We start from the raw sequence: 14,136 nt of genomic DNA, 5'->3' as shown, positions 1-14,136 counted from the left end.
CAGTCCGGAGGATATCCGATGACCACCGCCCCCCATCCCCTCTCTGAAGGCCTGCGTCTGCCCGAAGGCAGCGCCGACTGCCATGTGCATCTCTACGGCCCGTATGACCGCTTCCCCCATGGCGACGAGGGCCGCTTCACGCCGCGCTTTCCGCGAACGGTGGAAGACCTCTTCGCCCATTGGGATGCGATCGGGGTCTCGCGCGGCGTGATCGTCCATGCGGTGGGCTCCGGCGCCGACAATGCAGTGACCCTGGACGCGCTACGCCGCTATCCCGACCGGCTGCGCGCCACTGCGATCCTGAAGGGCGACGTCTCGGACAGGGTGCTGGACGAGCTGACCGATGCCGGCTTCAAGGCGGTGCGGATCACCATGCTGCGCCAGGACGGCAAGCCGGTCTCGACGCTTGGCACCAGCTATGACGAGCTGGTGGCGCTGGCGCCCAGGATCGCCGAGCGCGGCTGGCATGCCCAGCTCTGGATCAACAGTTCCGATCTGATGGAGGCGGCCCCCGACCTGGAAAAGCTGCCGCTCGATTATGTCATCGACCACATGTCGCGGACCATGGCCGACATTCCCCCCGACAGCCCCGGTTTCCGCGGCTTCTGCGACAAGCTGAAGACCGGCCGCTACTGGACAAAGCTGTCGGGCGCCGATCGCAACACCCGGGTCGGGGCGCCCTATGCCGATACCGCAGGCCATATGCGGGCGATCATCGCCGCCAATCCCGACCGTCTGGTCTGGGGGTCGGACTGGCCGCATGTCGGCCACAGCGACGAAACCACCCCGCGGATGGACGATCTGATCCGCCTTCTTTTCGAATGCGCGCCGGACGAGACGGTGCGCCGCAGAATCCTGGTCGACAATCCGGCGGTCCTTTACGGCTTCTGAGCCGCCGCCGGCCTCCCTGGCCAGGACTTGTCGGAGCAGGTGCCTCTCCCCCTTGGCACCTGCTTCGACCTCTTTCTTCCGTCTCCCCCCGGGGGAGAAAAGCCGTCCGGCACCGGCGCGCCTGCGCCGGCCGGCGCCCAGAGATCGAGTGATGACGCCAACCAGTCCGACTGCGGCCGCCGAGCTGCCGCTCGCCGGGATCACGGTTCTGGATCTGGGCCAGGTCTATCAGGGCCCCTATGCGGGGTTCCTGCTGGCTCAGGCCGGGGCCGAGGTGATCAAGATCGAGCCGCCGGCGGGCGAGCCGATCCGCCATCGTGCCCGGGTCAGCCCGGGTGCGGCGGTGCCCTTCGCCATGCTGAATGCCAACAAGCGGGCGATGGCGCTGGACCTGAAGGCGCCGGAAGGTGTGCAGATCCTGAAGGATCTGGCCGCCCGGGCCGATGTGCTGCTGGAAAACTATGCCCCCGGGGTGATGGACCGGCTGGGGGTGGGCTGGGAAGAGCTGCGCCGGATCAACCCGCGGCTGGTCTATGCCTCGGGCACGGGTTTCGGCCTGTCCGGTCCCGATCGCGACAATCTGGCGATGGACATCACCGTCCAGGCAGCGTCGGGCATGATGAGCGTCACAGGCTTTCCCGACGGCCCCCCCGTCAAGGCCGGGCCGGCGGTGGTCGATTTCCTGAGCGGCGTGCATCTCTATGCCGGTATCGTGACCGCACTCTGCCAGCGTGCCCGCACCGGTGAGGGCCGGCTGGTCGAGGTGGCGATGCTGGAGACGGTCTATCCGAGCCTGGCATCGAACCTGGCCTTCGTCTTCGACACCGGCCGCGCACCGCCGCGTACCGGCAACCGTCACGGCGCCATGGCCGAGGCCCCCTACAACGTCTATCCGGCGGCCGATGGCCATGTCGCCATCATCGGCGTCAACGAGCATCATTGGACGGCGCTGCTGAAGGCGATGGGGCGCGAGGACCTGATCCGCGATCCGCGGTTCGACACCGCTGCCGACCGGGTGCGCAACATGGATGAGACCGACCGCCTGGTCGGCGAGTGGACCGCGCGTCACAGCAAGGCGGAGCTGGCCCTGATCCTGCGTCGCCACAAGGTGCCGGCCGCTCCGGTGCGTGACCTGGTGGAGGTGGTGAACGACCCGCATATGCATGAACGCGGCATGCTGCAACATGTCGATCATCCCGAATTCGGCCGGGTGGTGCTGCCGTCAAGCCCGCTGCGCTTCCATGGCGCCGTGCCGGTGTCGCGCCGGCCATCGCCGCGGCTTGGGGAAGATGATGCCGACATTCTGGCCGGGATGCTGGGCTATGACAATGCGCAGATCGAGGCGCTGCGCGCCCGGGGTGTGATCACGCGCGACCGAGGGAGAAAAGAGACGTGACGCGACAGGATGTCAGGCTGTTCAGCCCCGCGACCTTCCGCGGGGTGGAGCTGAAGAACCGGATCGTGGTCTCGCCGATGGGCATGTATTCGGCGGAGAACGGCTATGTGAAACCGTTTCACCTGATCCATTACGGCAAGTTCGCCATGGGCGGTGCCGGTCTGGTCTTCGTGGAGCAGACCTCGGTTACCCGCGCCGGGCGGATCACCAATGGCGATCCAGGGCTGTGGGAGGATGGCCAGATCGCCGGCCTGCGCGAGATTGCCGGCCAGATCCGGGCCCTTGGTGCCAAGGCCGCCATCCAGATCAATCACGGCGGCCGCAAATCCAGCCAGCAGCGGGCATTCCGCGGCAACGGGCCGCTGACCGGGCGCGACATCGCCGCCGGGGAAGAGCTGTGGCAGCCGGCCGGCCCCTCCGCCCTGCCGCTGGCCGATGGTTGGCTGATGCCGCGGGAGATGAGCCGCGACGAGATCGCCGGGATCTGCGATGCCTTTGTCGCCACGGCGCGGCGCGCCGTGCTGGCCGGCTTCGACGTGATCGAACTGCACATGGCCCATGGCTATCTGCTGCAAAGCTTCCTGTCGCCGCTCGCCAATCAGCGCATGGATGACTACGGCGGGACGCTGGAGAACCGGATGCGCTTCCCGCTGGAGGTGACCCGGGCGGTGCGCGCGGCCCTGCCGCCGGCGACGCCGCTTTTCGTGCGCATTTCGGCCACCGACTGGATCGAGGGCGGCTGGACGCTAGAGGACAGCGTGATCTTCGCGCGCGCGCTGAAGGCGGCAGGCGTGGATCTGGTCGATTGTTCGACCGGCGGCAATCTGCGGGTCGGTTCGACCAATGCCAATCTGAAGCGCGGCCCCGGCTATCAGGTACCTTTCGCCGACCGAATCCGCCGCGAGGCCGGCATCGCCACCGGCGCCGTCGGCATGATCCGCACGGCTGAGCTGGCCGAACGCATCCTGCGCGAGGATCGTGCCGATCTGATCTTCCTGGGCCGGCAGATGCTGGTCGATCCGTTCTGGGCCCATCACGCCGCCGAGGCTCTGGGCCTGACCGGCGATTTCGAGGACTGGCCCGAGCAGTATGGCTGGTGGCTGGCGAAATGGGGCCAGGCATTGCGCGACAATGGCGAGAGCCTGATGTGGCCGGATGGCGGGGCGATGGCGCCCGGGTGACCCGGCCGCCGGATCACTGCCGCACGCCCATCCGGTCCGGTGCCTTGGGGATCAGCGGTTCCTGCCCGTCGACGCCGGTTGCCGGCCCATCGGGCGCGCGGACGGTTGCGGTGACGTCGTTGCGCAGCCGCGGCAGCCCCTCGGGGCATTCCTCCTGCATCCAGACCAGCATCTTCTCGCGGATTTCGCAGCGCAGATCCCAGGCGGTGGGGGAGTTGGGGGCGCTCATCAGCGCGCGGATAGTGACCGTGCGCTCGGTGGTCTCGATCACCTGCAGCACGCCGACCTTGCCGTCCCAGAGCCGGCTCTGCTTCAGGAACTCGTCGAGCTTTTCGCGCATGCGGGCGAAAGACATGGCGTAATCCACCTGCCAGATCACCGTGCCGATGATGCCGGCGGTCTCGCGGGTCCAGTTCTGGAAGGGTTTTTCGATGAAATACGAGATCGGCAGCACCAGGCGGCGCCAGTCCCACAGCCGGATGACGACATAGGTGGCGGAGATTTCCTCCACCCAGCCCCATTCGTTTTCCACCACCACCGCATCCTCGATGCGGATCGGCTGGGTGAGGGCGATCTGGATGCCGGCGATCAGATTGGCCAGGATCGACTGGGCGGCGAAGCCGATCACGACGCCGGCGACACCGGCCGAGGCGAACAGGCTGACGCCGTACTGGCGCACCGACGGGAAGGTCATCAGCATGGCCGCCACCGTCACCACCACCACCAGCCCGATGCCGACCCGTTGCAGCAGCATCAGCTGGGTGCGATGTTTGCGCGCCACCAGATTGTCGTCGACATCGATCCGATAGCGCCGCCGGCTGACATCGGCCAGGCTGCGCAGCACCGTGACCGCGATCCAGCCGATCAGCCCGATCACCCCCAGCTGCAGGACCCGGCCGATGATCGCACTGGCGCCCTCGTCCACGGCGAGTTCGGGGGCGACGGCGCGAAGCGCGATCAGGATGAAGGCCAGGCGCAAGGGGCCGCGCACCCGGCGGAAGACTTCGGTGCGGAAGCCCTTGCCGCTGCGCGGCACCACGATGGTGAGCAGGCGGAAGAACAGGCGGTGGGCGATCAGCGCCACCCCCACCGCCACGATCAGCAGCAGCAGATAGCCGGTCCCGGCCGGCATGGCGGCGGCAAGCTCCGCCAGCCAGCGCGGGGTTCTGAGCAGGTCAGCCATATCCGGGCCTCCGGGAATCTCAGGATCCGGCGCCCGGGGTCAGCGAGCCCCCGGGGTCAGCGACACCTTCAGCCAGCCATCGGCCTGACGGTCGAACTGCCGGTAGGCGTCGATCGCCGACATCAGCGGCGCGTTGCGGGTGAGCACGGTGGCAGGGTCGACGGTGCCGGACGCCACCAGATCCACCAGCCGGGGCAGATAGCGGCGATGGTTGCAGTTGCCCATGTTGATCGTGACGTTGCGCATCATCGCCTGGCCGATCGGGAAGCTGTGCACATCGGGCGGATAGACGCCGATGACGGCGAGCGTGCCGGCCTTGGCCATGGCGGGAATGGCCTGATCGAGCACCCGGGTTGCGGTCTCGCCCGGCTTTTCGCCCGGGGCGGCGGCATCCACGCCCACCGCATCGATCACCCGGTCGACGCCGATGCCGCCGGTCAGCGCGCGGATCGTCTCCACCGGGTCCTCTTCCTCGAAATTCACGATCTCGGCGCCCTTGGCGCGGGCGGCTTCCAGCCGGTCGGGCAGGCGGTCGACCGCAATCACCCGTTCGGCCCCCATCAGCCGGGCCGAGATGATCGCGAACTGGCCGACCGGGCCGCAGCCGAACACGGCCACCGTGTCGCCCTCGGTGATTTCGGCGATGTCGGCGCCGAAATAGCCGGTGGGGAAGATGTCGGAGAGCATGATCGCCTGATCGTCGGTGATGCCGTCGGGCAGCTTCACCAGGCCGGCATTGGCATGGGGAATGCGGGCATAGTCGGCCTGCAGCCCGTCGAAGGGGCCGGTCTGGGCCGGGCCGCCGAAAAAGGCGGTCCCGGCCTGGGGGCCGTTGGGGTTGGCGATGTCACATTGCGCGGTATAGCCGGACCGGCAATAGGCGCACCAGCCGCAGCTGATCGTCGACGGCACCACCACCCGGTCGCCGGGTTTCAGATTGCGCACCTGCGACCCCGGTTCCTCGACGATGCCGATGGCTTCATGGCCCAGGATCGTGCCCGGCTTCATGCCCGGCATGGTGCCGCGGACCATGTGCAGATCGGTGCCGCAGATGGCGCTGGCGGTGATGCGGATGATGGCGTCGGTCGGGGCCTGAAGCTCGGGATCGGCGACGCTGTCGAGACGGATATCGCCCACGTCGTGGAAAACGACGGCTTTCATGTCAGGGTCCTTCCGGTCGGGCGGCGGCCGGGGCCGCCGCGTCAGGAGGGGTCGGGAGAGGGCACCACATCGTAAGAGGCGGGCAGGAACAGCCGGTCGATGCGGATCGGCAGGCGCCGGAAGCGGCGGCCGGTCGCGTGATGAACGGCATTGGCGATGGCGGCGGCCATGCCGACATTGCCAAGCTCTCCCAGCCCCTTGATGCCCGAGGGATTGCCGGCGCGGTCGTCCTCGTCGAGCAGGATCACATCCACCTGCCCGATATCGGCGTTGACCGGCATCAGATAGTTTTCAAGGTCGTGGTTGAGCACGCGCGCCGCCCGGCGGTCCAGCTCGGTCTCTTCCATCAGCGCGGTGGACAGCCCCCAGATCATGCCGCCCGCCAGCTGGCTGCGCGCGGTCGGCGGGTTCATGATCCGGCCCGCCGCGAAAGCGCCGGTCATGCGCGGCACCTGGATTTCGAGCGTGCGGCGGTTGATGCGGATTTCGGCGAATTCGGCGCCCATGGCATAGCGCAGCAGATCGCCCGATCCGCCGCCGCGCATCGGCGTGCCGCCGGCACGCAGCTTCTCCAGCGCATCGGGCTTCAGGCCCTCGGGAATGAATGCGCCCGTCTGCGTGATCGCGGTAAGCCCGGCGGCGTCCATCGCGGCACCCAGCGCCATATAGGGGCCGCCGGCCTCCACCCGCCCGTCCCGGAGGCGGAGCGCGGCGGGGGCGAGCCCGACGAAGGGGCCGGCCCCGGGGGCGGTCAGCCGGGTGAAGAGATCGGCCTTCACCGCTTCTGCGGCCCGCGCCACCGCCGAACAGACGCTGGCGGTGGAATTGGATCCGCCCGAGACGGGGGCCGGCGGCAGGTCGCTGTCGCCGGTTCTGACCGTCACCCGTTCGGGCGCCACGCCCAGAACCTCGGCGGCCATGCGGGCGGCGGCCGTGCGGATGCCGGTGCCAAGCTCGTGGCTGGCGGTTTCGACCGTCACCCGGCCATCGGCCGCAAGCTGCACCCGGGCGGTGGCGGCGGCGATGTTGGCGGGGTAGACGGTGGCGGCACAGCCCATGCCGATCACCCAGTCGCCATCGCGCATCGACCCCGGCACCGGGTCGCGCCGGTCCCAGCCGAAAGCCTTTGCGGCGGCATCGAAACAGGGCATCAGCATCCGGCTGCTGTAGCGCCTGCCGGTCAGCGGGTCGGTATCGGTGTCGTTCCGCCGTCGGAAGGCGATCGGATCCATGTCGAGTGCGGTGGCCATCTCGTCCATCGCCTGTTCCAGCGCATAGACATAGGGCACTTCCGGGGGCGAGCGCATATAGCCGGGGGTGGGCCGGTCGGCACGGACCAGCTCCAGCTTCGTCTGAACCGCACCATAGCCGTAGAGCCGGGCGGTGACCGAATTGCCGCCGACCAGATAGGGGTCGGCGCGCGAGGTGACCTCGGCGCCTTCATGCACGAAGGCGGTGATCCGGCCGTCGCGCGTGGCCCCCATCCGGATGTGCTGGCGGGTTTCGGCGCGGTGGGTGCCGGCGGTGAAACCCTGGGCGCGGCTGACCACGCAGCGGAGCGGCCGGCCGAAATGCCGGGCGGCGAAGGCGATCAGCGCCGTGCGGGCGGTCATCGGCCCCTTGCCGCCGAAGGCGCCGCCGACGAATTCCGCCACCACCCGCACCCGGCCGGCATCGATGCCCAGCTGGCGGGCCAGTTCATGGCGCCAGCCATTGACGTTCTGCGAGGGCTCGTAGACCGTCAGCCGGGCGTCGTCGCCCGTCCCCTCCCAGACCGCGGTGGTGGAATAAAGCTCCAGCGCATTGTGATGCTGCACCGGCGTCTCGTAATCGGCGTCGATACAGACCTCGGCGGCGGCGAAACCGGCCGCGATATCGCCCTGGCCGGGATCCTTGCGGCCGGCCGCTTCGGCGGCGGCGACGGTTTCGGCGCCGGCATCGTCGAAGCCGGTGACGGGGATCTCGGTCTCGATCCGGAAGCTCACCCGGGCGGCGGCCTCTGCCGCGATCTCGGCGGTCTCTGCCGCCACCACCGCCAGGATCTCGCCGTCATGGCGGATCAGCCGGTTCTGGAGCGGCGCGATCGACGCGGCGGCGACGCCGAAGCGGGGCAGGCCGATGCGACCGGCGACGTCGTGGACGGTCAGCACGCCCAGCACGCCCGGCAGGCCGGCGGCCTTCGCGGTTTCGATCGCGATCAGCCGGCCGCGGGCCACGGGCGAGACGACCAGTGCCGCATGGGCAAGACCGGCAATGGCGGTGTCGGCGGGATAGACCGCCTGGCCGGTGACCTTGGCGCGCCCGTCGATCCGCGGGGTGCCGGCGGGCAGCGTCATGGCCGTGCCTCCGTGATGTCGAGATCGCGGGCGGCGATCAGGGCGCGGACGATCATGGCGACGCCCAGATCGCGCTTGAAGGCGTTGTCGGGCCGCAGCACCGCATCGGCGAAGGCGGCGACGCCGGCGGCATGGGCACATTCCTCGGTCAGGCGTTCGCCGGCCAGCAGCCGTTCGGCCGGAACGGCGCGCCAGGGGATGGTGGCGACGCCGCCCAGCGCCAGCCGCACCTCGCGCACCCGGTCGCCGGCCATGTCGAGCGCACAGGCGACCGAGACCAGGGCGAAGGAATAGGCGGCGCGTTCCCGGCGCTTCAGAAACAGGGAGCGCCGCGCCCAGCCCGGGGCCGGCAGGTAGATGGCGGTGATGGTTTCATCCGCGTCCAGCGCGGTTTCCGCATCGGGCGTCCCGCCGGGCAGGCGGTGCAGCCGGGCCAGATTCATGCGCCTCAGGCCGCCCTTGCCGGTGATCTCGATCCGCGCATCCAGCGCCAGGGCTGCCTGGGCGAAATCGCCCGGATAGGCGGCGATGCAGCTGCCGCTGGTGCCGAGGATGGCGTGATGGCGGGTGATGCCCTCCATCGCAGCGCAGCCGCTGCCGCGCTCGCGCTTGTTGCAGGGCCAGCTGACGTCGCGGAAATAGGGGCAGCGGGTACGCTGCAGCAGATTGCCGCCCAGGCTCGCCATGTTGCGGATCTGCGGGCTTGCCGCCAGCGCCAGGCTCTGGGCCACCATCGGCAGGGCGGCGCAGAGGGCGGGATCGGCGAGGGCCTCGGCCATGCGGGTCAGGGCCCCGATCCGGAAGGTGCCGTCGGGCAGGCGGGTGATGCCGCGGAGCGACGGCGCCGGAAGCTTGTCCAGATCGACCAGCGCCGCCGGGCGTTCCACCCCCAGCCGCATCAGATCGACCAGATTGGTGCCGCCCGCGATCTGCCGGGCGCCGCTGGAAGCCGGGCCATGGGCCGATGTCGCGGGGGTGATCCGGAAGGGCTGCATCACATGCCCCCCATCCGGCCGGCCGCCGCGCGCACCGCCGCCACGATGTTGGGATAGGCGGCGCAGCGGCAGAGATTGCCCGACATATGCTCGCGGATCCGGTCGTCATCGGGGACGGGGTCGGCGGCAAGCAGCGCTGCCGCCGACAGGATCTGGCCGGGGGTGCAATAGCCGCATTGGAAGGCGTCGTGGTCGATGAAGGCCTGCTGAAGGGGGTGGAGCGCGCCCCCGTCCGCCGCATCCGGCGCCAGCCCCTCGATGCTGGTGACCCGGGCGCCGTCCAGCCGGGCGGCCAGGGTCAGGCAACCGAGCACGGCCCGGTCGTCGACCATCAGGGTGCAGGCGCCGCACTGGCCATGGTCACAGCCCTTTTTGGCGCCGGTCAGCCCCAGCCGGTCGCGCAGCAGGTCCAGCAGGCTGAGCCTGGGGTCGATGGTCAGGCGATGGCGCCGGCCGTTCACCTCCAGCCCCACCGACCGGCCTTCGGCCAGACGGTCACCCGCCACGCGCTCACCCGCCACACGCTCACCCGGCATCGTCGTCGTCCGTGTCGCGGCGGTCGGGTGGCCAGCCCTCCGGGAAGCGGTCTTCATCCTCGGTCTCCCCATCGTCTTCGTCGTCGAGGGCCTCGTCGTCGTCGAACACGTCTTCGGCCGCACGGCGGGTGGCCTCTTCGGTGGGGTCCAGACCCTCGGCCTCGCCGGTGACGGGGTCGGTGATCACGTCGTCCGGCCGGGCGGGCGCTTCGTCGCGCGGGACATTGCGGAAGCGCCGGCCATCGGGGCTGCGCGTGTCGCGGGCATCGGCCTCGCGCCCTTCGGCGCTGCCCAGGATCCCGGCATCGGTCTGGTCCGGCTGCCGGCGGTTCCGATCGGCTGTCGCCATGGCGGCGGTATCTCCTGCTCAGGCGGGCGGTTACCAGGGGTGAACCCCGGATCGCGCGACAGGTTCCCCGCCATCGGGACCTCCGCCCCGGAACCCGCGCTCCGCCCCGCCGGTTGACCGGCATCCCCAGCAAGGAGGCCGGTGATGACCAGGCAGAGCCCGGAGCAGAGAACAACCAATAGAGACGACCGGATCAAAGAGCACATGCATCGGTTGTGGAAGGAAGAGGGCGCCATTCCCGGGCTGGAAGAGGATTACCGCGGCCGCGCCGAGGAACTGGTGGCGATCGAGGACAATCAGGACCTGACCACCTTCCGCCCCGGCTCCCCCCGCGACCGCATCCGCAACAACCCGGCGGAACCGCCGGAGGCGGTGGAGAACCAGGGCGAATTTCCGACCCTGACCGATCAGGGCGAGGAACGTACCGCACCCCGGCCGGTGCCGCCCCGGGACGATGACGGTCCGGGGTGACCATGGCCCGGGGTGATCATGGCCCGGGATGATCATGGCGCGGGATGATGGCGCCGGAGACGAGAAAACCCCGCACCCTCGGTCAGAGGATGCGGGGTTTCCGAAAGTGCCTCGGGTATCGTCAGGCGTCGTGAAAGTCCGTGGTCGATCCTACGCCTGCGAACGCGCTCCCGGCCTGTCGGTCAGGCCGGCCTGTGGGACAGGCCGGGCTCAGCCGATCAGTGACAGGTTGGCGGCCGCCAGCTTGCCGCTGCGGCGGTCTGCGACCAGCTCGTAAGAGACCTTCTGGCCCTCACGCAGCTCGGTCAGACCCGAGCGCTGAACGGCGCTGATGTGCACGAAGGCATCGGCTCCGCCCTCGTCGGGCTGAATGAAGCCGAAGCCTTTGGTGGCGTTGAACCACTTCACGGTTCCCGTCGCCATGAGGGGACACCCTTTCGTCATCGTCGTTTTGCAGTGTCATCCGCAACCCTGGCGGACGGCCAGCCGGGGACCCCGTCATCCCTGGTCCCTGCCGACGTGGAAAAGGGTGCGGCTTTTCCGGGATGGTTTCAAGTGCGGCCTTTCGTCCGCGCGCGTTTCGGCATGATCCGCAGACGAGAAAAACCCCGCCCCGGTCGAAACCAGGGCGGGGTCTTTCCAGGAGACATCGTCACCGGAGCGCGCCACCCGAAGGGGCGCGCCGTAACCGGATCAGAGAAGCTCCAGATTGGCAGCTGCCAGCTTACCGCTGCGGCGGTCAGCGATCAGCTCGTAGGCAACCTTCTGGCCTTCGACCAGTTCGGTCAGGCCCGAGCGCTGCACGGCGCTGATGTGCACGAAGGCGTCGTTTCCGCCCTCGTCAGGCTGGATGAAGCCGAAGCCCTTGGTGGTGTTGAACCACTTCACGGTTCCCGTAGCCATGGGAATAACCTTTCGTCGTCGTCATAAGGGCACCCGCATCGCGTGCGGATGGTCGAAATCAGATCTCAAACAAGACAAATTCGAATGGGTATACGAAGTTCATCGGCTAGAGGTCTGGGAACCTGGTAGGCTCGTACTCGACGCTGCCGAAGGTGGGGCCTTTTCGTCCTTCTGGCAAGCCGGTATTTCATTTTTTTGGGGGGCAGGCCCAAAATAATCCTCTCATCGCGGTGGATGGCGAGGGGAAAACGCGGCCTGCGGTCATTGCCGGGTGTCGCATTCCCGCATGCCCCTATTCCGTAACGCCGAGCGCGCTCAACGCCGCCACCGTCAGCCCCTGCCGGGGCGGCACCAGCCCGGCCCAGGGGTCGGCCGCGGGCAGGGGGTCGCCCAGGCGGAAGGCATCGGCCCGGTCGATCTCCGCCAGCATCTTCCAGTCGACCGGCCAGGCCACCGGCGCCCCGGCCCGGGCGCGGGGTGACCAGGGGCAGATCGCGGTGGCGGTGCGGTCGTTGCGGAAATGGTCGATGAAGATCCGGCCCCTGCGCTTCGCCTTGCTCATCGTCGCCACGAAGCGGGCGGGATCATGGTCGGCGAAGCGCGTGGCCAGGGCCTTCGCCGCCGCCTTGACCACCGGCCAGTCGTGCCGGCGGGCGATCGGGGCCACCACATGCACCCCCTTGCCGCCGGTCAGCAGCGGCACCGAGGCGAGGTCGAGCGCGGCGAGCGCGTCGCGCATGTCGAAGGCTGCCTGCCGCACGGCATCGAACCCCACCGCCGGATCGGGGTCCAGATCGAAGACCAGCCGGTCCGGGCGTTCCGGGCGATCGATGCGCGACCCCCAGAGATGCAGCTCAAGAACCCCGATCTGCGCCGCCCCGATCAGGCCTTCGGGATTGCGGACCATAACATACTCTTCGGTACGGCCGTCCTTCCCGGTCAGTTTGCGGCCGGCGAAACCGTCCGGCAGGCCACGGCCGGCATGGCGCTGAAAGAAGCAGGCCTTGCGCCGGCCCTCGGGGCAGCGCACCAGGCTGACCAGCCGGTTGTCCAGATGCGGCATCATCAGCTCCGCCACGGCATCGAACCAGCGGGCGAGATCGCGCTTGGTGACACCCTGTTCCGGGAAGAGCACCCGGTCGGGATGGGTCAGGCGCACGCCGCGCAGGCTGTCTCCGGTCTCGTCCATCGCTTCTGCCTCCTCGACGGCCATCATCCGGTCCGCCTCAACTTCGGCCGCCGGCTTGTCCTCGCGCGGGCCCAGATAGCGGCCCTGGCGGATCAGCCCGTCGCCGGTCAGGCCGCCATGGACGATCTGGACCACGATCCGCGGCTCCACCCAGCGGGCCTCGCGGGCGATGGCGGGCGGTATGGTGTCGCGATCGACGGCGGGTGTCGGCCGGCTCAGCGCCTTCAGCCGGGGTGCCAGCCAGGCGAAATCCCTGTCGCCGAACCCGGCGCCCACCCGGCCGGCATAGCGGCAGCGGCCGCGCTCCACGACCGCCAGCAGCAGAGAGGCGAAGGGTCGCCCGGCGGCAGACGGCGAGGTGCCGACCACCACATACTCCCCCGCATGGCCGCATTTGACCTTGAGCCAGGCATGGCCGCGCCCCGAGCGATAGGGCGCCCCGGTCCGTTTGGCGATCAGCCCCTCATACCCCGCCCTGCACACCTGGTCGAGCAGGGCGGCGGCCGGCCCGGGGCTGTGGTCGACGACATGGACGGTCCCGCCCGCGGTCTCGCCGATCAGGGCGCGCAGCCGGGCCTTGCGGGCTGTCCAGGGCAGATGGCGCAGGCTTTCGCCGCCCTCGGCCAGCAGGTCGAAGACGCCGTAATGCAGCCCCTCGCCCCCGGCGGAGAGCGCCGCCTGCAGGGCGGAAAAATCACTGCGACCATCGGCGTTCATCGCCGTCACCTCGCCATCCAGCAGCACGCCGTCCAGGTCGGCGCGCGCCGCCAGCGCCCTGACGATGCCGGGGAAGCGGCCGGTCCAGTCGAGGCCCGACCGGGTGCGGATCACCACCCGCCCGCCTGAAACCGCGGCGAGCGCGCGATAGCCGTCGAGCTTGATTTCGAACGCCCAGCCGGGCCCGCGCGGCGGCCGATCGGTCAGGGTCGCGAGCATCGGCGCTACGAAGCCGGGCAGGGGTGCGGCCGCGCTTTTCGGCTGAACCGCCACGCTGCCGGGGTGGCGGCGGGTCACCTCGCTCGTCGGGTCGGCATCGGCATCGTCGCGCTTGATCAGCAGCCAGTTTTCCGCCTTTTCCCTGGCCCGCCCCGCCTTCCGCGCCGGCTTCATGCGCACCAGCACGAAGCGGCCATGCAGCCGCTCACCCTGGATGATGAAATCCAGCCGCCCGGCGGCGAGGCCCGCGTCGGGGTCGCCGATCGGCTCCCAATGGCCGCGATCCCACAGCACCACCTCGCCCGCGCCGTACTGGCCTTCCGGGATCCGCCCTTCGAAGCCAGCATAGGCGAGGGGGTGGTCTTCGGTGCGCACCGCCAGCCGCTTCTGCTTCGGATCCAGGCTGGGACCGCGGGTGATCGCCCAGCTTTTCAGCACCCCCGCCCATTCCAGCCGGAGATCGTAATGCAGCCGCCGGGCATCATGCTTCTGGATGGCATAGGTCAGCCTGCCGCCTTTCGCGGCGCCCCCGTCTTCCGCATCCGGCTCGGGCGTGCGGTCGAAGCGCCGTTTGCGGCGATAGGCGTCGAGGGTGTCGGCCGTCATCGG

Annotated in this window: 13 protein-coding genes; 4 read left to right on the top strand and 9 right to left on the bottom strand. The window is 69.5% G+C overall.

What is annotated here, in order from left to right; genetic code table 11:
* The first annotated feature begins 18 nt into the window (after window positions 1-18).
* The 3 genes from P7L68_RS04965 (at window position 19) to P7L68_RS04955 (ending at window position 3,468) form a co-directional block, all read left to right on the top strand.
* Window positions 19-891 carry an amidohydrolase gene (locus P7L68_RS04965; RefSeq protein WP_371999531.1) on the top strand — a complete coding sequence of 291 codons (873 nt, stop codon included), beginning with the start codon at window positions 19-21 and terminating at the stop codon, window positions 889-891.
* A gap of 151 nt (window positions 892-1,042) precedes the next feature.
* A complete protein-coding gene (locus P7L68_RS04960) occupies window positions 1,043-2,287 on the top strand; it encodes a CaiB/BaiF CoA transferase family protein (RefSeq protein WP_371999529.1) in 1,245 nt (414 codons plus the stop codon).
* Window positions 2,284-3,468 (top strand): NADH:flavin oxidoreductase/NADH oxidase, encoded by a 1,185-nt coding sequence (locus P7L68_RS04955; RefSeq protein WP_371999528.1) that lies wholly within the window; start codon window positions 2,284-2,286, stop codon window positions 3,466-3,468. Before P7L68_RS04960 ends, P7L68_RS04955 begins: the two co-directional genes overlap by 4 nt.
* Before the next feature lie 13 nt (window positions 3,469-3,481).
* On the opposite strand, the gene P7L68_RS04950 is transcribed toward P7L68_RS04955, so the two are convergent.
* The 6 genes from P7L68_RS04950 to P7L68_RS04925 are packed head-to-tail and all read right to left on the bottom strand — an operon-like array spanning window position 3,482 to window position 10,028.
* Window positions 3,482-4,651: a mechanosensitive ion channel family protein gene (locus P7L68_RS04950; RefSeq protein ID WP_371999526.1), complete on the bottom strand. Its 1,170-nt coding sequence runs from the start codon at window positions 4,649-4,651 to the stop codon at window positions 3,482-3,484.
* Between the two features lie 39 nt (window positions 4,652-4,690).
* The gene (locus tag P7L68_RS04945; RefSeq protein ID WP_371999524.1) at window positions 4,691-5,812 is read right to left on the bottom strand and encodes a zinc-dependent alcohol dehydrogenase; all 1,122 of its coding nucleotides are present in this window, start codon (window positions 5,810-5,812) and stop codon (window positions 4,691-4,693) included.
* 41 nt (window positions 5,813-5,853) lie between these two features.
* Window positions 5,854-8,148, bottom strand: coding sequence for a xanthine dehydrogenase family protein molybdopterin-binding subunit (locus P7L68_RS04940; protein WP_371999523.1), 2,295 nt, complete (start codon window positions 8,146-8,148; stop codon window positions 5,854-5,856).
* Complete coding sequence (locus tag P7L68_RS04935; protein ID WP_371999521.1) at window positions 8,145-9,143, bottom strand: xanthine dehydrogenase family protein subunit M; 999 nt, start codon at window positions 9,141-9,143, stop codon at window positions 8,145-8,147. The genes P7L68_RS04940 and P7L68_RS04935 overlap by 4 nt, the downstream gene beginning before the upstream one ends.
* Window positions 9,143-9,679 carry a (2Fe-2S)-binding protein gene (locus tag P7L68_RS04930; RefSeq protein ID WP_371999519.1) on the bottom strand — a complete coding sequence of 179 codons (537 nt, stop codon included), beginning with the start codon at window positions 9,677-9,679 and terminating at the stop codon, window positions 9,143-9,145. The genes P7L68_RS04935 and P7L68_RS04930 overlap by 1 nt, the downstream gene beginning before the upstream one ends.
* Window positions 9,669-10,028 (bottom strand): hypothetical protein, encoded by a 360-nt coding sequence (locus P7L68_RS04925; RefSeq protein WP_371999517.1) that lies wholly within the window; start codon window positions 10,026-10,028, stop codon window positions 9,669-9,671. The genes P7L68_RS04930 and P7L68_RS04925 overlap by 11 nt, the downstream gene beginning before the upstream one ends.
* A gap of 144 nt (window positions 10,029-10,172) precedes the next feature.
* Here P7L68_RS04925 and P7L68_RS04920 point away from each other — a divergent pair, with 144 nt between their 5' ends.
* Window positions 10,173-10,499, top strand: coding sequence for a DUF2934 domain-containing protein (locus tag P7L68_RS04920; RefSeq protein ID WP_371999515.1), 327 nt, complete (start codon window positions 10,173-10,175; stop codon window positions 10,497-10,499).
* A 210-nt stretch (window positions 10,500-10,709) separates the two neighbouring features.
* Here the strand turns inward: P7L68_RS04920 and P7L68_RS04915 are convergent, their stop codons facing one another.
* From P7L68_RS04915 to ligD, 3 genes are all read right to left on the bottom strand, one after another.
* Complete coding sequence (locus tag P7L68_RS04915) at window positions 10,710-10,922, bottom strand: cold-shock protein (protein ID WP_371999513.1); 213 nt, start codon at window positions 10,920-10,922, stop codon at window positions 10,710-10,712.
* A 270-nt stretch (window positions 10,923-11,192) separates the two neighbouring features.
* On the bottom strand, window positions 11,193-11,402 hold the full coding sequence (locus P7L68_RS04910) for a cold-shock protein (protein ID WP_041606896.1): 210 nt from the start codon (window positions 11,400-11,402) through the stop codon (window positions 11,193-11,195).
* Between the two features lie 292 nt (window positions 11,403-11,694).
* On the bottom strand, window positions 11,695-14,133 hold the full coding sequence (gene ligD, locus P7L68_RS04905; RefSeq protein ID WP_371999511.1) for a DNA ligase D: 2,439 nt from the start codon (window positions 14,131-14,133) through the stop codon (window positions 11,695-11,697).
* Between the last annotated feature and the right edge of the window lie 3 nt (window positions 14,134-14,136).

It is taken from the genome of Tistrella mobilis (assembly GCF_041468085.1).
Taxonomy (GTDB): Bacteria; Pseudomonadota; Alphaproteobacteria; order Tistrellales; family Tistrellaceae; genus Tistrella; species Tistrella mobilis_A.
Note: the sequence above shows the minus strand (reverse complement) of the source record. Positions and strands in the feature narration are given on the sequence as shown.

What these genes read in the sequence shown, in the direction of transcription:
- P7L68_RS04930 (WP_371999519.1), bottom strand. Translation starts at nt 9,679, where the DNA reads ATGCCGGGTGAGCGTGTGGCGGGTGAGCGCGTGGCGGGTGACCGTCTG.
- P7L68_RS04910 (WP_041606896.1), bottom strand. Translation starts at nt 11,402, where the DNA reads ATGGCTACGGGAACCGTGAAGTGGTTCAACACCACCAAGGGCTTCGGC.
- P7L68_RS04940 (WP_371999523.1), bottom strand. Translation starts at nt 8,148, where the DNA reads ATGACGCTGCCCGCCGGCACCCCGCGGATCGACGGGCGCGCCAAGGTC.
- P7L68_RS04935 (WP_371999521.1), bottom strand. Translation starts at nt 9,143, where the DNA reads ATGCAGCCCTTCCGGATCACCCCCGCGACATCGGCCCATGGCCCGGCT.
- ligD (WP_371999511.1), bottom strand. Translation starts at nt 14,133, where the DNA reads ATGACGGCCGACACCCTCGACGCCTATCGCCGCAAACGGCGCTTCGAC.
- P7L68_RS04920 (WP_371999515.1), top strand. Translation starts at nt 10,173, where the DNA reads ATGACCAGGCAGAGCCCGGAGCAGAGAACAACCAATAGAGACGACCGG.
- P7L68_RS04945 (WP_371999524.1), bottom strand. Translation starts at nt 5,812, where the DNA reads ATGAAAGCCGTCGTTTTCCACGACGTGGGCGATATCCGTCTCGACAGC.
- P7L68_RS04965 (WP_371999531.1), top strand. Translation starts at nt 19, where the DNA reads ATGACCACCGCCCCCCATCCCCTCTCTGAAGGCCTGCGTCTGCCCGAA.
- P7L68_RS04915 (WP_371999513.1), bottom strand. Translation starts at nt 10,922, where the DNA reads ATGGCGACGGGAACCGTGAAGTGGTTCAACGCCACCAAAGGCTTCGGC.
- P7L68_RS04960 (WP_371999529.1), top strand. Translation starts at nt 1,043, where the DNA reads ATGACGCCAACCAGTCCGACTGCGGCCGCCGAGCTGCCGCTCGCCGGG.
- P7L68_RS04950 (WP_371999526.1), bottom strand. Translation starts at nt 4,651, where the DNA reads ATGGCTGACCTGCTCAGAACCCCGCGCTGGCTGGCGGAGCTTGCCGCC.
- P7L68_RS04925 (WP_371999517.1), bottom strand. Translation starts at nt 10,028, where the DNA reads ATGGCGACAGCCGATCGGAACCGCCGGCAGCCGGACCAGACCGATGCC.